Source organism: Streptomyces sp. NPDC048349, from assembly GCF_040651925.1.
Taxonomy (GTDB): domain Bacteria; phylum Actinomycetota; class Actinomycetes; order Streptomycetales; family Streptomycetaceae; genus Streptomyces.
On record NZ_JBEZLA010000001.1, the window covers coordinates 333,407 to 349,801 of the forward strand.

Genomic DNA, 16,395 nt, shown 5'->3' on the forward strand with positions numbered 1-16,395 from the left:
GTGCTTGCGGGCAGGGCTCTGCCTACGGGCATGGCTGTGCCCCGGGCACGGCAGGTGAGGGCGTGGAGACGGGGGTGGGGTCCGGGCCTGTCGACCGCACCCGGAAGGGGTCGGGCCGGGCGGGCGCGGGCAGTTGGGGTCCTGCGGCGCGGTCAGGCGCGGTGCTGCGGCGTGGGCGCGCGGTCAGGCGCGGTGCTGCGGCGTGGGGGCGCGGTCAGGCGCGGTCAGGCAACCCGGGCCGGGAGGTCCGTTCGGGCCGGCCGGTCCTGCAGGTCACGTCGATCGGGGAGACCGGGTCGGTCGAGTCGATCGGAAAGTATGTGTCGGTCCGTTCGGCGGGACCGTGCCGCCTCGGCGAGGCGTTCGGTCCAGTCGCGTACCGATGCGGAGATGTGGGGCGTGGCCCGGGCGGTGGCTGCCATCCGGTTCCACAGGTCTTCGTCGCACCACTGGCCGAACCGCCGGTGGGCGTTCTGCCAGGAGACGGGAAAGGACTTCGGCAGTGCGCGCCAGGATTCGCCGCTCACCAGGACGTACAGGACCGCGGCGAACACGGCCTCCTCGTCCGCCCTGCGGGTTCCGCCCCCCTGGGGTCGGTCCGTACCGGTGGTGAGCAGGTGCCGCGCGAGCGGCCAGAGGACCATCGGTGACAGCCACGAGAATCGGCCGGTGGTCCGGTGAAGCGCTCCCCGGCGGGCCGGTGCGGTCACCCCCAGTGCCTCGTGGGCCCTGTTCGCGCCGAACCGGAGGCCGGCGGTCAGCTGTCCGCTCCGTCAGCGGTCAGCGGGGCGGAGTCCCAGCGCCAGTCCGCCTGGTACGTCACACCGTCGGAACCGGTGGATTCCGCGACGGCGCCGGTGACGGCTCCCGCGAGGAGCGTGGTGGCGGTGACGGCAACGAGAGTGGCGGCCTTGAGACGGCTGAGCATGATCGAAGTCCCCCCAATGGTGCGGCGTTTCCTGCTGACGTGTTCAAGGTTGCCGCAGGTGAGAGGGGTGATCCAGGGTTTGCCTATGTCCTGGACCCGACATGTCCTACACACGACAGCGTGCGCTCGGGAGCGTCCGTCAGGCCAGTTCGTCGACGACCAGCAGCGGTACCTCGGCCTTCAGCAGCGTCCACGCGCCGACCCCGAGGATCCGGCGCGCGGCAAGGCGCCAGGCCGCCGCGGCCCAGTATTCGGCGGTGTGCAGATCGGGGGCCCGCAGGTAGAGGGCGACCACCGGGTCGGCCTCCGCACGCACGTGCCGGACGGCCAGTTCGACCGCCGGCTGGGCCTCGGAAAGGGCGGCCTCCACACCGCACGGCAGGTCGCCCGCCCCCGGGGGGGCACTCAGGTGCAGGTGGACCAGATACATGAACCCTCCTGATTCATCGTGTCCTCATCAGACAAGTCCTCGCCTGCGGGACGGAAGCCGACACGTGCGGAGCTGTGGGAACAACCGGCGAGCCGTGATCGCCGCATTCGTCAGATCGGCCGGAAAACTCCGTCCGATTCCGTGTCACCTGCTCTTCGATCATGGCGCCGGGCAAGCTAGCCTGACGCAGGTACGCAGGCCCTTTGAGCTGCGTCGACATGCAGGTCTTCCATGGGGGGGTGGGCGGCTGTGTTCGATCGGCGTGCGCTCGACGACGTGACCGCATCGGTCTACCGAAGCAAACTGGCCTACCCGCAGGACGGTGTTCTGGAGATGGCGCAGCGTCTGGGGCTGACCCCGGACGACGTACGCCACTCACTGACCCTGCTCAGTGAGATGGCGCTGCTGCGCGGCGGCGGTGCCGACGGACAGGGCCGCGCCATCGATCCGCAGCTGGCCCTCCAGCTCCTCCAAGCCCGCCAGCAGGCCGAACTCGCCGCCCAGCAGGAGCGCATGGAGGCGACTCGGGCCGCCGTCGTCGGCCTGATGGCCGAAATCGCCGACTCCTCGTCGCAGGAGTCCTCCAAGGCCGGAGTCCGGTACCTGGACGGCATCGACGCGATTCGGGACCAGATCGAGCTGCTGTCCGCGGAGACCCGCTCCGAGGTGCTGTCGTTCGCCCCCGACTCGCAGATGTCGCAGGCGAGCATCGAGGCGGCCCGCCCGCTGAACCTGCGCAACATCGAGCAGGGCATCGTGATGCGAACCATCTACCTCGACAGCATCCGTCACGACAGCAACGCCCGGGAGTACGCGACCTGGCTGGAGAGCGCCGGGGCCCACATCCGCACCAGACCGGTCCTGCCCAATCGCCTCACCATCGTGGACCGTCGCAGCGCCCTGGTGGCCGTCGACGCGACGAACACGGCGGCCGCGGCCGCCCTGGTCACCAGCCCTGGCCTCGTCTCCGTGCTGGTCACGCTCTTCGACCACATGTGGGAGACCGCAACCCCGCTCGGACCGACGGCAGCGCCCTGCGAGCCCGACTTCCTCACCCGGCAGCAGGCCGCGGTACTGCAGCTCATGGCCGAGGGGCGTACGGACGAATCCATCGCCAACAGCCTGGGCGTCTCCACGCGCACCGTGGGCCGGGTGATCACCGGGCTGCTCACCCACCTGGGCGCCCGCAGCCGGTTCCAGGCCGGAATGCGAGCCGTCCAAAACGGATACCTGTCGCACTCCCCGCACTGACGCACGCCTTTCCCTGTCCTGGACACCGCCGGCCACCGACGATAGGCCGCCGCCCTCCCAGCGGGTCAAGAAAGTGTCTCGGGTGGTGCCGAGAACACACGGCCCACCTGACCCGGAGAGCTACTCACCAGGATTCCCGGAGACCGGCCGAGCAGGATGAGTAGGCGTACTCAGGTGGCGGTCCTCGGCAGCTTCGAGACTGGGTGCAGATCGAACGAAGCGGAAGAGAAAGGGGGGCGTCATGGTGCGGCGCTGGTCGAAGGCCGAGATGTGGGTGCCCGGTGCGTACCTGGCACTGGTGGTCGCGCTGCTGGTCTGCTTCGCGGCCGGCCAGCGCAACGGGGACAGCGGATTCTTCGGGGTCTGGCCGATCCTGGCCACCGCGCCGGTCAGCGTCTTGCTGCTGACGTCCTTCGGACCTGCGGCGGCCGCCCTGGCCTCGGCCCCGCCCCCGCCCATGGATCCCCAACCCCAGGACGGCCCCCAGCCGCCCACGAAGCTGCCCTCGGACTACCCCTCGGAGTCGGACCCGCTCCCCCCGGACTGGGCCCCGGACACGTCCGCAGCCGCCGAGCCCGCGCTGTGGTACGGCTTCGGCTTCTACGCCGCGGTCCTGGTCAGCGCCCTGGTCAACGCCGCGGCAATCTGGGCCCTGCTCCGCTACATGGCGCGCCGACGCGCCACCAGGACCCCGCAGGCCTAGCCGCACGCCCACGCGGACATGCTGCCGACCGGCTGTCTTCCCCGGCACGCCCCGGAACTCCCTGCTCGTCCTACCCCTCACGCTCACCCTGCCCGACGCCCTGTCGGTGGCCCCGGTCGTGGTGGTCACGCAGACCCTCGTCGAAGTCCCCGCGTGGTCGCCTACCTCCGCCCCGTCCCCCGACTCCTGCCTGCCGCCGCAGTCCGAACCCCGCGCAGCAACTGCCACATACGGCTGCCTCAGCGTGCTTGGCCGACCTGGCCCGTCCAGCGGCCGAGGAACCTCTCGACCACCGTCGCCAGGGCCTCCGGACTTTCGTCCGGGGCGAAGTGGCCGGCGTCGTCGAAGCCCTCGAGCTCGGCGTTCGGATACCACTGCAGCCACGTGGATCGCATGGTGTCGGGGCCCATCGCCGGGTCGCTCGCACCGGCCACCACAAGCACCGGCGTCGCGTTTCCCTTGACCAGCTCGTGGATATCGGGGCCGCGCGTCCAGGATTCGAGGTACGAGCGCAGGGCCGCCTGCGAGGAGCGTTCCGAGCCGTTCACCCTGGCGTCCAGCCACGCGTCGTCGTGCCGACTACCGGTGAGCGCATCGAAGATGGTCCTGCGGTTGCCGGAATCCTCCACGGCCCCGCTGAACAGCTCCCACATCTCCCCCTCGAGCGGGAACCCGGACGCGGGCACCGGCGAGATGCCGATGATCGAGCGGACCCGCGAGGGCGCGTCCAGCACCATCTGTTGGGCCGCCTTGCCGCCCATGGAGTGACCGATGACCGAGAAGGTGTCCCAGCCGAGGTCGTCGGCAACGGCGAGGGCGTCCGCCGCGATCTCCTCCATCGTGTACGTGCCGGGGGTGTCCATCGCCTCGCCGTACCCACGGCAGTCCACGAACGCGTAGCTGAACGCGCCTCCGTCCAGGTGCTGCCGCAGGTGGCCGAAACTCGACCTGTCGCTGAGCCAGTGGTGGAGTGCGATGATCCGCCCGGGACCGCTGCCCTGTACCTCGTACGGAATGACGTTTCCTGCTCCACGGTTTGCCACGAGGTTGGATCTCCCCTGTCGGGCCGGGCCCGGAATCCCGTCGGCCGGAGGCTTCACCCCGACGGCGTACAGGGAAACCGGGCCGGATCGCGGCAGGTCTTTCGCTCGCGGAGGGTCGCCACGACCACTCCTTTCATACAGGGTCGGGGCCCGTGGCCGTCAGACCTCGTCGGCGTGGGTGCCGGTGCGGCCGCGCCACTCGACCAGGACGAGCGTCGCGTCGTCCGAGGTGGTTTCGCCGCGTGCCCGCATGAGGGTGTGGGACAGGTCCCGGGCCACCGTCCGGATCCCTTGGTCAGCCTGCTCCAGCTGATTCACCCAGTCGATCAGCTGCTCCTCGCCGAACTGTTCCTGCCCGCTTTCGTGTTCTTCGATCAGACCGTCGGTGAAGCAGAGGACGCGGTCGCCCGGTTCCAGTGCCACCACGCTGACCTGCGGCTGTGCCCCTCCAAAGCCGACAGGGAGGGTCGTGGGGCTGTCCAGACGGCGCACGACGCGGTGCCCGCGGATCAGCATCGGCGCGGGATGTCCCGCGTTGACCCACTGGAGGCGCCCCGTGTCCGTGTCCAGGCGCATCATCTGGGCGGTCACGAAGTGGTCCGGGTCGAACTGCTCGGAGACGGCCCGGTCCATGAAGAGGTAGATCTCGGACAGTTCGACGCTGATCCGGCGGGCGTGGCGGTACGCGCCGATGGCCACCGTGGCCATCGTGGCCGCGTCCAGGCCGTGCCCCATGGCGTCGACCATGGCGAGGTGCAGGACGTCGCCGTTCAGGGCGTAGTCGAAGCTGTCCCCCGCCACGGCGTAGGCGGGCTCCAGGACTCCGGCGACCGCGACGCGCGGCATCACCATCGACAGCGGGGGCAACAGGGACCACTGGATCTCCGCGGCCACGCTCATGGGTTCACTGCGGCGGGTCCGGAAAAAGAGGTCGGTGTAGCCGTTCTTGGTCTGCAGCAGGTCGGCCGCCAGCCCCGTGATCCTGCGCAGGATACGGCGAGTGTCGTCGTCGATCCCGTCCAGGGTGACCGCGAGGACCCCCACCTGGTCGCCGCCGTCCAGCAGGGGCAGGTGGACCCGTATGCCGTCGGGCGTCAGGACTTCGACGGGGCGTGACTCCAGGAAGCACCGGCCGGCTTCGGACCGGTCGATGGGCTGCGGATCACCTGCGGCCAAGCCGCCGACGGGCAGGGGGACCAGCCGTTGCTGCCCGTAGTCCTGGAGCAGGATCTGTGGTTCGCGGCCCCCCATCCGGGCCACCGTCTCGGCGACGAGCGGGCCGACCATGTGCGGCGCCAGCTCGGGCGCCCGGTCCAGGAGCACCCCGAGCAGTTCCTCCCCGAAGCTCTCCGACCGGTCCGGGTCCCCGCGCCCTCCGTCAGTCATCCTGTTGCCTCCAACCGGGCGGCGGGCCGGCGTCCGGCTGCACGGGCGGCGTGCCCTCCAGGATGCTCCCCCGCGACCGGGCACGCCACACGGCTTCCGTGCCCGGCGGCCTCCACGACCCGTATGTCCCGGTGGGCCGGTTCACGCAGGGCTTGCACGGTCGGCTACGGTCGCGCACCTGCGGTGCCTGACATGCTGCTACCAGGCCTTTTCCGGTTGCCCGGCTTCCGCGTCCCGAGCACATCGGCCGAAGCGGAACGCTAGTGATCACTACACTACGGCGGGCCTTTCGGATCAGGCCGGGCCCGTGGCCGTCCCTTCCTCCTCGGCCTCCATGCGCCGGATTCCCTCGTGGGTGAGGGTGACCATCGCGGGGGTGTTGCCGGGTTCCCAGTCGACGGTGATCAGTCCTTCGCCGGCCAGGTAGGTGCAGGCGGCGGCCAGGTCCTGTTCCGGTACGCGGAGGTCGCGCCGCAGCTGTGCTCCGGTGATGCCGAGGAGGCGGTTGCCCTCGACGGCTTCGTACAGGACCCGGAGCACCTGTTCGCGGTAGGTCTTGCGTTCGCGCAGTGTGGCCATGACCGCGTCCTTTCGTGTGAGGGTGCGCTCCGGGGCCGCCGGGGCTTCCCAGATCTCGTCGGAGTGTGCGCCGGTGCCGAAGGGGGGCAGGCCGGTGGCCGACCGCGAGCGGGTCGGGCCGGCGGGTGTTGCCGTGTCCACGGTGAGGTGGAGGCGAGTGTCGCCGTCGAGACCGGGGTAGCTGCGCTGTTCCGCTCCGGCGAAGCAGCGGCGTAGCGCCTCCGCGACCGCGCGGGCGGCTTCGGGAGTGTGCGCGATGATCCGTACCTCGGCGTGCCCGAGCGATGGCAGGGTCTGGGTCTCGATGTACTTCACGTGGGCATGTTCCCTTCAGGGTGGCGAGAGGCCGGCAGGTCGGGGCGCCGGGGCGCCCCGACCGCTGCCCCCGGTCGGAGGAAGGTCTGTTCCTCACCGGTCGGCATCCGTGTGGTGGGCTCGACGACCGGTGTCGTCCGGCAGGCCGGGAGGCCTCGGCAGGGGGTCGCTGAAGTGGTGGGCCGCGATCCGCGCGTCGTGCTGGGCGTTCAGCAGGTGGATCCACCGCATTCCGATGGCAGTCGCGAGGATGATCACCGCGATGAGGACGATGGTCTCCACAACGCTCACCTCCAGCTGTTTCCGGGCAGCGGGAGGGTGCTTCGGTCCAACGGGTTCCCGAAGGGGGACATGCATGCCCCGCCTTCGCCCTCCCAGGTGTCTTCCCGGCGACGGGCGTCGCGGATGCCGCGCCCGGTGGCGGCTTCGTTGGCCATCAGCGCGCCCGACGTGAGGACGCTGCCCGGTATCGTCGCGGCAGCCATCAGGCGGGCCGCGGCTGCGGGGCCGGTCTCCGGCGGGATGACGAGGAGGTCCCAGCGGCCGACGGTGTAGGAGAGCAGGATCAGCTTGTCGGGGTCCTGTTCGGTGAACCAGCCCACGTGCAGCATGTGCCCGTCCATGGGCACGGTGTGCGGTACGACGGGCCACCGGGTGGGGTTCACGGTGACGCGGGTGATGCGCCCCCAGGGCTCGTCCAGGGCAGCCAGCAGCACCGGGAGCTCGGCTTCGAGGTCTCGGGAGTAGGGCCACCAGGCGCCGTCCAGCTGGCCGGCGAGAGTGCTGTTCGGGGTGAGGGACAAGCGAGCCGGAAGCTCTGCGGCGAGGTCGCGGGGCGTGGTCCGTTCGAGGGTCGTGGTCATGATGTGGACCTGCCCCCGGACTGCCCGTCGACAGCCCGGTTTTTAGGCGATCGCCGGAAATGACACCCGCGTGAAAGCCGGTGTGCGAAGTACTTCCGGTGCTTTCACTGTACGCCTGTTCGACGGACTATGACCGGTCTGACCAGGTATTTTCCGGCGAGCGGTGGAGCGGGCGGCGGGAGTACCGTGAAAGGACGACAGGCTCGCGCACGTCGCCCGACCGGTACCGGCACCCGTGCCGCCTACCGAGCTGCCCGTGCTGATCAGCGTGTTGACCGGGCATCTCGACCACTTCGCCCTGCTGGTGGTCCCCCGGACACCGCCGACGCCGCCCGCGAAGCGATGGCCCGCGCCGTCCGAGCCGACAACATCCCGCAGGCCGCTCAGCTCCTCATCGCCACCCCACCCGAACCTGAGGACCACGTCGCCGATGGGGCAGGCTGACCCCGAATCCTCAGCGGTCGAGCCGAGAGCGCGGTGCCAGAGTGGCGGGCAGCCCGGTCTCCTTCGGCGTCGGCGGGACGCAACAGAGCCCGGCCGGCGTGACGGTGGACCGGCCGGGCTCTGGGCGCGTGGGCAAGTCGTCGCTGCTCAGAGCCCCTCGTCGTGCAGGTCCTCTGCGCGCAACAGGTCGTCCTCGCGCCGGCGCGAGGTCTCCTTCTGGCCGTCGACTGCGAAGCGAGGCACGCGCATGACGCCACACCCCGCCCGTCGGCCTCGCCGTGAAAGGCGACTGACGGCAGCCGGTCGGCGTGGAGTAGCGCCCGGGGCTCAACCTGGCGCCCCACGAGGGCACTTGTGGCACGCGAATGGCATGAGAGCCCAGAGAGATCCGGACGGCATGACAAAGCCCCAGGTCGCTGACCTGGGGCTTTGCTATGGAGCGGATGACGGGAATCGAACCCGCGCTATAAGCTTGGGAAGCTCATGTTCTACCATTAAACTACATCCGCGCAGCGTTCCAGTTGCCTGGATCGGTACCGTGCTCACTCTACCTCATGATCGACCCCCGGTGAATCTGCCGCGGGGTCGTCGTCGTGTGTGGCGTGCATCGAGGCGTGTGCGGGCGGGAGTTGGGGCGTACGGTAGGGGTGCGGAGCGGCGGCTGGAGTGGGTCTCGATCATCCCCTAATGTGGCGATTCGTCGCAGTACGGCTCGTTGGGGAAAGGGACTCGATGGAGCACACCGTCGTCCGTTGTGCCGAAGGGCACGTTTTCAGTACCGCCTCCTTCCCGCTGCAGCACCTCGGTGCCGGCCGGATCGGGCCCGGGCGGCTGCTGCGGTGTCCGCGGTGCGCGCGGCTGAGGCAGGCCGTGCCCGTGGGTGGTGCCGTCAGGCGTTAGCCCCGGTCGTCGCGGGCGCGCGGGCGCAGCTCTCGATTGGGGGTGGCCCGCGCGCTCTGCGTATCCTCGGGACGTGCTTCTCTCTGACAAAGACATCCGGGCCGAGATCGACAGCGGACGGGTTCGCATCGACCCGTTCGAGGAGTCGATGGTGCAGCCCTCCAGCATCGACGTACGCCTCGACCGGTTCTTCCGGGTGTTCGAGAACCACCGGTACGCCCACATCGATCCGGCGATCGAGCAGGCGGACCTGACCCGGCTGGTCGAGCCGGAGGGGGACGAAGCCTTCATCCTGCACCCCGGTGAGTTCGTGCTCGCCTCCACGTACGAGGTCATCTCGCTGCCCGACGACATCGCCTCCAGACTGGAGGGGAAGTCCAGTCTGGGCCGCCTCGGTCTGGTGACGCATTCGACGGCCGGCTTCATCGACCCCGGGTTCTCGGGCCACGTGACCCTGGAGCTGTCGAACCTCGCCACGCTGCCGATCAAGCTCTGGCCGGGCATGAAGATCGGGCAGCTGTGCATGTTCCGGCTCAGCTCGCCCGCGGAGTTCCCGTACGGCAGCGAGCGGTACGGCTCCAGGTACCAGGGTCAGCGCGGGCCGACCGCCTCGCGCTCCTTCCAGAACTTCCACCGCACCCAGGTGAGGCACGAGGCATGAGTGACGTAGTGCGCGAGAACCTTGACTACGAGGGGTTCGGGCGGGCCGTGCGGCAGCTCGCGCAGACCATCGCCGACGACGGCTACGAGCCCGACATCATCCTGAGCATCGCCCGCGGCGGCGTGTTCGTGGCCGGCGGGCTGGCGTACGCGCTCGACTGCAAGAACATCCACCTCGTGAACGTGGAGTTCTACACGGGTGTCGGCACCACCTTGGAGATGCCGGTCATGCTGGCCCCCGTCCCCGAGGCGATCGACTTCACCAACAAGAAGGTCCTCATCGCCGATGACGTGGCCGACACCGGCAAGACCCTGAAGCTCGTCCACGACTTCTGCCTCGGCCACGTCGCCGAGGTGCGGTCCGCCGTCATCTACGAGAAGTCCCACTCGCTCGTGAAGTGCGAGTACGTGTGGAAGAAGACCGACGACTGGATCAACTTCCCCTGGTCGGTCGAGCCGCCGGTGGTCAAGCGCGAGGGCCAGGTCCTCGACGCCTAGCCGAGCCCGGCCGTGTGAGTGCGAGGGGCCGCCGCGCAGTCGTTGCGCGGCGGCCCCTCCGCATGTGCCGCAGGGCGGCGTGCGTCGCTAGATCGTGCCCAGCTTGATGATCGACAGCAGGGCGATCAGCTGGATCGCGGACGCGCCCAGTGCCTTCGGCCACGGCAGGTCGTGGGACTTGCCGATCAGCGCCGTGAACAGGGCGCCCGCCGCCACCCAGGTGGCCCAGCCCAGGACCTGGACCAGCCCGTTGTCACCGCCCAGGAAGACGGCGAAGAGCAGGCGCGGCGCGTCCGTCAGCGACATGACCAGCATGGACAGGCCCACCGTGGGCTGCCAGGCGCCGTCACCGCCCAGCTGGCGGGCCAGCGTGTGGGTGACCGCGCCCAGGAGCAGCCCGCAGATCACGAAGGCCGCGCCCGCCGACAGGACGATCGGCACGGCCTTGGAGAGGGTCGCGTTGATCACGTCCTGGCGGGCGTCGTCGAGGCCGAAGACCGCCAGGAGCCCGTAGAGGAAGGTCACGGTCAGCGCCGGCCCCCAGACGGCGTAATCACGCATCTGGAGGAAGGTCTGGCCCGGCCGCATCACGATGCCGCGCAGGAGTTCCTTCCACGGCAGCCGAGGGCCGGACGGGACGGCCGCGGCCGCGCCCGCCTGGTACGTCGCGCCCTGGCCGTACGGGTCCTCGCCGACGGCGAAGACCTGGGTGTGCCCCGGGTTGTCGTTGCTGTAGCCCCCGTGACCGCCCTGGCCGCCCTGCCCGTACGGGGCCTGCGGAGGCTGCTGCTGTCCGTACGGGTCGAAGTACTCGGGCTCGCCGTGCCCTCCGGCGTCCGGCTGCGGCCACTGCTGCTGCGGCGGCGGGCCTGCGGGAGGGTAGGGCTGCCGGCCGTACGGAGGCGGTTGCTGCTGTCCGTACGGCTGCTGCCGCGGGGGTTGTTGCGGGGTGCGGTTGTTGTCCCGGCCGCGTCCGATCCTGAATCCAGCCACGTGATCGAAAGTACCTGGTCCCGCCGCGCCCCGTGGACGGGCGGCCGGAACAGGGGGCCTTTGCGGCTGACCTGTGACATCCCCTAGGGGGTGGCAGGGTGTCCGGTTTACGCATCTGCGGTGCGTTCCGTGGGTCCTCGTTACGTTCTCTACGGAATATCCACATATCGGGCCCGTAGTTTCGAGCCTGTCGACGCCACGCTCGCAGAGCACAGACCGAGCACAGACCGAGCACGAGACCGAGCACGAGAAGAGCACCCACCATGCGCAGCACCCGCCGCACCGCCCTCCGTACCGCCGCCGTCGTCGCCGCAGCGGCCACCGTCCTGGCCTTCCCGGCCGGATCCGCCTTCGCGGACTCCTCGGCCGTGCCGGGGCCGGAGGTGCTGCCCGGCATCGAGCAGCCGCAGGTCAAGCCGTCCGCCGGGGTCCGGGCGTATGTCACCACGGTCAGGCTGGCGGACGGCTCCGTCGCCAAGGTCTACAAGATCGCTGCCCACCACTTCGAGGCGGACGTGTTCGCTGGCTCCACGAAGCTGGACACGCTGGTCGGCAAGGGCGGCGCCGCCGCGTACGGCCAGAACAACGGGCTGCACGTCGTACTCCAGCCGAACGGCACCGTGACCTCCTGGATGGACGGCCGCCAGAAGCCGAAGCCGCAGGTCAAGCCCGAGGGGAAGAAGGAGAGCTCCGTGCGGATCACCATGCCCGACGGCCGCATCGCCAAGCTGGTCGACGGCCCGAACGGCACGTACGCCACGATCTCCATGCCGAACGGCCACTCCCTCGGCACCATCGACTCGAAGCACCCGAGCACGCAGAACGACGGCTGGACGTACAAGCTCGTCCAGGACGGCAAGCGCGTGCGGTTCGTCGTCATCGACGGCAAGGGCGGCGGGAACAGCCGGGTGTACGACTTCGGCGGCAAGCTGATCGAGCAGTACACCGTCCGGTAGGACGCCAAGCAGTACGCCATCAAGGACGAGGCGGAGCCCGCCGTCGCGGAGGGCGCCCCCCGATGCTGCTCGCCGCGGGCGGCCTCGGCTTCGCGATGCTGCGCCGCCGGGCCTCCTGACCAGGCCCCTGACACGACGGAACGGCCGGTCCCCCGGGTGGGGGACCGGCCGTTCCGTGTGCCGTGCGGGGTCGCCGGGGACTACTTGGCGTCCTCGGGCTTCGCTTCCGGCTTCGCTTCCGGCTTCGCCTCCGCCTCGGTCTCGGCAGCGGCCTCCGCCTCGAGAGCCTCCGGCTCCGGGGCCTTCACCGACTCCAGCAGCAGCTGCGCCACGTCCACGACCTGCACGGACTCCTTGGCCTGGCCCTCGTTCTTCTTGCCGTTCACCGAGTCGGTGAGCATGACCAGGCAGAACGGGCAGGCCGTCGAGACGATGTCGGGGTTGAGGGACAGGGCCTCGTCGACGCGCTCGTTGTTGATGCGCTTGCCGATCCGCTCCTCCATCCACATTCGCGCGCCACCGGCGCCGCAGCAGAAGCCCCGCTCCTTGTGGCGGTGCATCTCCTGCTGCCGCAGGCCCGGCACGGCCGACATGATCTCGCGCGGCGGCGTGTAGACCTTGTTGTGCCGGCCCAGGTAGCACGGGTCGTGGTACGTGATCAGCCCGTCGACCGGCGTCACCGGCGTCAGCCGGCCCTCGTCGATCAGGTGCTGGAGCAGCTGCGTGTGGTGGATGACCTCGTACTCGCCGCCCAGCTGCGGGTACTCGTTCGCGATGGTGTTGAAGCAGTGGGGGCAGGTCGAGACGATCCGCTTCGCCGACTTCGGCTTCTTCGTCTCCGGGTCCTCGTCGTCCTCGCCGAACGCCATGTTCAGCATGGCGACGTTCTCCTGGCCCAGCTGCTGGAACAGCGGCTCGTTGCCCAGGCGGCGCGGCGAGTCACCGGTGCACTTCTCGTCGCCGCCCATGATCGCGAACTTGACGCCCGCGATGTTCAGCAGCTCCGCGAAGGCCTTCGTGGTCTTCTTGGCCCGGTCCTCCAGGGCGCCCGCGCAGCCGACCCAGTACAGGTAGTCGAACTCGGAGAGGTCCTCCGCGTCCTTCCCGATGATCGGGACCTCGAAGTCGACCTCCTTGGTCCACTCGACGCGCTGCTTCTTGGCCAGGCCCCAGGGATTGCCCTTCTTCTCCAGGTTCTTGAGCATCGTGCCGGCCTCCGACGGGAAGGCGGACTCGATCATCACCTGGTAGCGGCGCATGTCGACGATGTGGTCGATGTGCTCGATGTCGACCGGGCACTGCTCCACGCACGCACCGCAGGTGGTGCAGGACCACAGCACGTCCGGGTCGATGACGCCGTTCTCCTCGACCGTGCCGATCAGCGGGCGCTCGGCCTCGGCGATCGCGGCGGCCGGGACGTCCTTCAGCTGCTCCGCCGTCGCCTTCTCGTTGCCCTCCATGTCCTTGCCGCCGCCCGCGAGCAGGTACGGGGCCTTGGCGTGCGCGTGGTCGCGCAGCGACATGATCAGGAGCTTGGGGGACAGCGGCTTGCCGGTGTTCCAGGCGGGGCACTGCGACTGGCAGCGGCCGCACTCCGTGCACGTGGAGAAGTCGAGGATGCCCTTCCAGGAGAACTGCTCGACCTGGGAGACGCCGAAGACGTCGTCCTCGCCCGGGTCCTCGAAGTCGATCTCCTTGCCGCCGCTGGTCATCGGCTGGAGGGCGCCGAGCGCGGTCGCGCCGTCGGCGTTCCGCTTGAACCAGATGTTCGGGAAGCCGAGGAAGCGGTGCCAGGCGACACCCATGTTGGTGTTGAGCGAGACGACGATCATCCAGATCAGCGAGGTGCCGATCTTGATCATCGCGGTGAAGTAGATGGCGTTCTGCAGTGCGCCGAGGGACATCCCCTTGAAGGCCAGCACCAGCGGGTACGAGGCGAAGTACGCCGCGTCGTAGGACTCCACGTGGTGGATCGCGCCCTCGAGGCCGCGCAGGGCCAGGATCGCCAGGCCGATGGTGAGGATGACGTACTCGACGAAGTACGCCTGCCAGGCCTTCGAGCCGGTGAAGCGCGACTTGCGGCCCGCCCGGGACGGGAGGCTGAGCAGTCGGATGACGATGAGGACGAGGATGCCCACGACCGTCATCAGGCCGATGAACTCGATGTACATCTCGAACGGCAGGAACCCGCCGATGACCGGCAGCGTCCAGTCGGCCTGGAAAAGCTGGCCGTACGCCTGCGCCAGGGTGGGCGGCAGGGTCAGGAAGCCGATCGCGACGAACCAGTGGGCGAAGCCGACGATGCCCCAGCGGTTCATGCGGCTGTGCCCGAGGAACTCCCGGACGAGGGTGAGGGTTCGGGCCTTCGGGTCGTCCGTCCGGCTGCCCGCCGGGACGGGCTGGCCGAGCTTGACGAACCGGTAGATCTGCGCCACGGCTCGGGCGAGCAGCGCAACGCCGACCACGGTCAGGACCAGCGACACGATGATCGCGGCGAGTTGCATGGGAGGGCTCCTCGGGCGGCACTTACTAAGCGGTAACTTATGCAGTCAAGGCTTGAGGTTACCCATTCCCGACGCCGCAATGTAGCCGAGCGTGCGGTGATCTGTGTCGCTCAGGCAAGCCTGTGTCGATAGGCCGCCCGCGGGGTCTGCGCCAGGATCGCGAGGTCCATCCCCAGCCAGTGGTTCTCCACATAATGCCGGTCGAGCAGGGCCATCTCCTCCCAGGGGAGGTCCGAGCGTGCGCTCACCTGCCACAGACCGGTCATTCCGGGCCGTACGAGGAGCCGGTCGGCGCGGTCCGTACGGGGTCCCGGACGCGGCCCGACCAGCGACATCTCGCCGCGGAGCACGTTGAAGAGCTGCGGGGTGGCGTCCAGCGCGCAGCGCTCCAGGGCGGCGCCGGTCCGCCCCGCGTCCTGCGTGCGCAGCCGCCAGGTCCGAAACGGCCGCCCGCCCAGGCCCGCCGCGGGCTCCCGTACGAAGGGCCGGCCGCCCTGGGTCACGTACAGCAGCCCGGCGGCCGCGGCCAGCGCCGGGGCGAGCAGGGTCAGCAGGATCGCCGCTCCGATGAGGTCGACCACCCGCTTCGCCGGCGGGGCGGCGGGCACCCGTACCCGGAGCCGGGGGGCGATGAGTGAGAGCGGCATGCCAGCACGTTGCCGCACGCCCCGCGCGGGGCACGGGTGCCGCGCGCCGACGGCTCCGCCTCGAACCCGTTCGGGTGCGTCCCGGTGAGTTGCGCGTAAGCGGAGCCTAAAGGTTGAGCCGACCCGGCTCAGCTCTGTTGACGTCGGCGAAGCGGTACGGCATCCTTGAGTCTGTTGCACTCAAGTCAGCTGGAGGAATCGAAATGGCACGTGCGGTCGGCATCGACCTGGGCACCACTAACTCCGTCGTCAGCGTTCTGGAAGGCGGCGAGCCCACCGTCATCACCAACGCCGAGGGCGCCAGGACCACGCCGTCCGTCGTCGCCTTCGCCAAGAACGGCGAGGTCCTCGTCGGCGAGGTGGCCAAGCGCCAGGCGGTCACGAACGTGGACCGGACCATCCGCTCCGTCAAGCGCCACATGGGCACTGACTGGAAGATCAACCTGGATGGCAAGGACTTCAACCCGCAGCAGATGAGCGCCTTCATCCTGCAGAAGCTGAAGCGCGACGCCGAGGCGTACCTGGGCGAGAAGGTCACGGACGCGGTCATCACCGTCCCGGCCTACTTCAACGACTCCGAGCGCCAGGCGACGAAGGAGGCCGGCGAGATCGCGGGCCTCAACGTCCTGCGCATCGTCAACGAGCCGACGGCCGCCGCCCTGGCCTACGGTCTCGACAAGGACGACCAGACCATTCTCGTCTTCGACCTCGGTGGCGGCACCTTCGACGTGTCGCTCCTCGAGATCGGCGACGGCGTCGTCGAGGTCAAGGCCACCAACGGTGACAACCACCTCGGTGGTGACGACTGGGACCAGCGCGTCGTCGACTACCTCGTGAAGCAGTTCCAGAACGGCCACGGCGTCGACCTGTCCAAGGACAAGATGGCGCTCCAGCGTCTGCGCGAGGCGGCCGAGAAGGCGAAGATCGAGCTGTCCTCCTCCACGGAGACCACGATCAACCTGCCGTACATCACGGCCTCCGCCGAGGGCCCGCTGCACCTGGACGAGAAGCTCACGCGCTCGCAGTTCCAGCAGCTGACCGCGGACCTGCTCGACCGCTGCAAGACCCCGTTCCACAACGTCATCAAGGACGCCGGCATCCAGCTGTCCGAGATCGACCACGTGGTCCTGGTCGGCGGCTCCACCCGCATGCCCGCCGTCGCCGAGCTCGTCAAGGAGCTCACCGGCGGTCAGGACGCCAACAAGGGCGTCAACCCGGACGAGGTCGTCGCCATCGGCGCGACCCTCCAGGCCGGTGTCCTCAAGGGTGAGGTCAAGGACGTCCTGCTCCTCGAC

General features: G+C 69.5%; 18 protein-coding genes, 1 tRNA gene and 1 pseudogene. 7 read left to right on the forward strand and 13 right to left on the reverse strand.

Annotated features, from left to right (window positions below):
- Positions 1-224 precede the first annotated feature (224 nt).
- From AB0D44_RS01600 to AB0D44_RS01610, 3 genes are all read right to left on the reverse strand, one after another.
- A complete protein-coding gene (locus AB0D44_RS01600; RefSeq protein WP_362582783.1) occupies positions 225-644 on the reverse strand; it encodes a transposase in 420 nt (139 codons plus the stop codon).
- A gap of 113 nt (positions 645-757) precedes the next feature.
- Positions 758-928 (reverse strand): hypothetical protein, encoded by a 171-nt coding sequence (locus AB0D44_RS01605; protein WP_362582786.1) that lies wholly within the window; start codon positions 926-928, stop codon positions 758-760.
- Positions 929-1,067: 139 nt separating this feature from the next.
- On the reverse strand, positions 1,068-1,358 hold the full coding sequence (locus tag AB0D44_RS01610) for a hypothetical protein (protein ID WP_362582788.1): 291 nt from the start codon (positions 1,356-1,358) through the stop codon (positions 1,068-1,070).
- A gap of 249 nt (positions 1,359-1,607) precedes the next feature.
- On the opposite strand from AB0D44_RS01610, the gene AB0D44_RS01615 reads away from it, so the two are divergent.
- Together AB0D44_RS01615 and AB0D44_RS01620 are read left to right on the forward strand one after the other, a co-directional pair.
- Positions 1,608-2,609 (forward strand): helix-turn-helix transcriptional regulator, encoded by a 1,002-nt coding sequence (locus tag AB0D44_RS01615; protein WP_362582791.1) that lies wholly within the window; start codon positions 1,608-1,610, stop codon positions 2,607-2,609.
- Positions 2,610-2,850: 241 nt separating this feature from the next.
- Positions 2,851-3,312: a hypothetical protein gene (locus AB0D44_RS01620; protein ID WP_362582794.1), complete on the forward strand. Its 462-nt coding sequence runs from the start codon at positions 2,851-2,853 to the stop codon at positions 3,310-3,312.
- A 239-nt stretch (positions 3,313-3,551) separates the two neighbouring features.
- Here AB0D44_RS01620 and AB0D44_RS01625 read toward each other — a convergent pair whose 3' ends face one another.
- The 7 genes and pseudogenes from AB0D44_RS01625 to AB0D44_RS01655 all read right to left on the reverse strand — a co-directional run bounded on the left by AB0D44_RS01625 (position 3,552) and on the right by AB0D44_RS01655 (position 8,451).
- Positions 3,552-4,355 (reverse strand): alpha/beta hydrolase, encoded by an 804-nt coding sequence (locus AB0D44_RS01625; RefSeq protein WP_362582796.1) that lies wholly within the window; start codon positions 4,353-4,355, stop codon positions 3,552-3,554.
- Positions 4,356-4,514: 159 nt separating this feature from the next.
- The gene (locus tag AB0D44_RS01630; RefSeq protein ID WP_362582799.1) at positions 4,515-5,741 is read right to left on the reverse strand and encodes a PP2C family protein-serine/threonine phosphatase; all 1,227 of its coding nucleotides are present in this window, start codon (positions 5,739-5,741) and stop codon (positions 4,515-4,517) included.
- A 294-nt stretch (positions 5,742-6,035) separates the two neighbouring features.
- The gene (locus AB0D44_RS01635) at positions 6,036-6,320 is read right to left on the reverse strand and encodes a hypothetical protein (RefSeq protein WP_362582865.1); all 285 of its coding nucleotides are present in this window, start codon (positions 6,318-6,320) and stop codon (positions 6,036-6,038) included.
- 105 nt (positions 6,321-6,425) lie between these two features.
- Positions 6,426-6,635 (reverse strand): annotated as a pseudogene (locus tag AB0D44_RS01640) (hypothetical protein); the annotation flags it as partial.
- Positions 6,636-6,728: 93 nt separating this feature from the next.
- Positions 6,729-6,917 carry a hypothetical protein gene (locus AB0D44_RS01645; RefSeq protein ID WP_362582802.1) on the reverse strand — a complete coding sequence of 63 codons (189 nt, stop codon included), beginning with the start codon at positions 6,915-6,917 and terminating at the stop codon, positions 6,729-6,731.
- A 5-nt stretch (positions 6,918-6,922) separates the two neighbouring features.
- The gene (locus AB0D44_RS01650) at positions 6,923-7,498 is read right to left on the reverse strand and encodes a DUF5994 family protein (protein WP_362582805.1); all 576 of its coding nucleotides are present in this window, start codon (positions 7,496-7,498) and stop codon (positions 6,923-6,925) included.
- Positions 7,499-8,377: 879 nt separating this feature from the next.
- Positions 8,378-8,451: transfer RNA gene (locus tag AB0D44_RS01655), tRNA-Gly, on the reverse strand.
- A gap of 178 nt (positions 8,452-8,629) precedes the next feature.
- On the opposite strand from AB0D44_RS01655, the gene AB0D44_RS01660 reads away from it, so the two are divergent.
- From AB0D44_RS01660 to AB0D44_RS01670, 3 genes are all read left to right on the forward strand, one after another.
- Entirely contained in the window at positions 8,630-8,842 is a 213-nt protein-coding gene (locus AB0D44_RS01660) for a hypothetical protein (protein ID WP_079154239.1), read from the forward strand.
- Positions 8,843-8,915: 73 nt separating this feature from the next.
- Positions 8,916-9,503, forward strand: coding sequence for a dCTP deaminase (gene dcd, locus AB0D44_RS01665; RefSeq protein ID WP_109779098.1), 588 nt, complete (start codon positions 8,916-8,918; stop codon positions 9,501-9,503).
- Complete coding sequence (locus AB0D44_RS01670) at positions 9,500-10,000, forward strand: phosphoribosyltransferase (protein ID WP_362582807.1); 501 nt, start codon at positions 9,500-9,502, stop codon at positions 9,998-10,000. The genes dcd and AB0D44_RS01670 overlap by 4 nt, the downstream gene beginning before the upstream one ends.
- 87 nt (positions 10,001-10,087) lie before the next feature.
- Here AB0D44_RS01670 and AB0D44_RS01675 read toward each other — a convergent pair whose 3' ends face one another.
- Positions 10,088-10,993, reverse strand: a complete 906-nt coding sequence (locus AB0D44_RS01675) for a Yip1 family protein (RefSeq protein WP_362582810.1) — start codon at positions 10,991-10,993, stop codon at positions 10,088-10,090.
- 263 nt (positions 10,994-11,256) lie between these two features.
- Here AB0D44_RS01675 and AB0D44_RS01680 point away from each other — a divergent pair, with 263 nt between their 5' ends.
- Positions 11,257-11,949, forward strand: a complete 693-nt coding sequence (locus AB0D44_RS01680; protein ID WP_362582812.1) for a hypothetical protein — start codon at positions 11,257-11,259, stop codon at positions 11,947-11,949.
- A 200-nt stretch (positions 11,950-12,149) separates the two neighbouring features.
- Here the strand turns inward: AB0D44_RS01680 and AB0D44_RS01685 are convergent, their stop codons facing one another.
- Positions 12,150-14,453 carry a (Fe-S)-binding protein gene (locus tag AB0D44_RS01685; protein WP_362582815.1) on the reverse strand — a complete coding sequence of 768 codons (2,304 nt, stop codon included), beginning with the start codon at positions 14,451-14,453 and terminating at the stop codon, positions 12,150-12,152.
- 110 nt (positions 14,454-14,563) lie between these two features.
- Complete coding sequence (locus AB0D44_RS01690; RefSeq protein ID WP_362582818.1) at positions 14,564-15,100, reverse strand: sugar transferase; 537 nt, start codon at positions 15,098-15,100, stop codon at positions 14,564-14,566.
- A gap of 203 nt (positions 15,101-15,303) precedes the next feature.
- Between AB0D44_RS01690 and AB0D44_RS01695 the strand changes: the two genes are divergently transcribed.
- Positions 15,304-16,395, forward strand: a 1,092-nt coding sequence (locus AB0D44_RS01695; protein ID WP_362582820.1) for an Hsp70 family protein, incomplete at its 3' end; no start/stop codon positions are given.

Coding starts and splice junctions, on each gene's coding strand:
- AB0D44_RS01610 (WP_362582788.1), bottom strand. CDS start 1,358: ATGTATCTGGTCCACCTGCACCTGAGTGCCCCCCCGGGGGCGGGCGAC.
- AB0D44_RS01630 (WP_362582799.1), bottom strand. CDS start 5,741: ATGACTGACGGAGGGCGCGGGGACCCGGACCGGTCGGAGAGCTTCGGG.
- AB0D44_RS01690 (WP_362582818.1), bottom strand. CDS start 15,100: ATGCCGCTCTCACTCATCGCCCCCCGGCTCCGGGTACGGGTGCCCGCC.
- AB0D44_RS01635 (WP_362582865.1), bottom strand. CDS start 6,320: ATGGCCACACTGCGCGAACGCAAGACCTACCGCGAACAGGTGCTCCGG.
- AB0D44_RS01685 (WP_362582815.1), bottom strand. CDS start 14,453: ATGCAACTCGCCGCGATCATCGTGTCGCTGGTCCTGACCGTGGTCGGC.
- AB0D44_RS01650 (WP_362582805.1), bottom strand. CDS start 7,498: ATGACCACGACCCTCGAACGGACCACGCCCCGCGACCTCGCCGCAGAG.
- AB0D44_RS01670 (WP_362582807.1), top strand. CDS start 9,500: ATGAGTGACGTAGTGCGCGAGAACCTTGACTACGAGGGGTTCGGGCGG.
- AB0D44_RS01620 (WP_362582794.1), top strand. CDS start 2,851: ATGGTGCGGCGCTGGTCGAAGGCCGAGATGTGGGTGCCCGGTGCGTAC.
- AB0D44_RS01605 (WP_362582786.1), bottom strand. CDS start 928: ATGCTCAGCCGTCTCAAGGCCGCCACTCTCGTTGCCGTCACCGCCACC.
- AB0D44_RS01680 (WP_362582812.1), top strand. CDS start 11,257: ATGCGCAGCACCCGCCGCACCGCCCTCCGTACCGCCGCCGTCGTCGCC.
- AB0D44_RS01600 (WP_362582783.1), bottom strand. CDS start 644: ATGGTCCTCTGGCCGCTCGCGCGGCACCTGCTCACCACCGGTACGGAC.
- AB0D44_RS01660 (WP_079154239.1), top strand. CDS start 8,630: ATGTGGCGATTCGTCGCAGTACGGCTCGTTGGGGAAAGGGACTCGATG.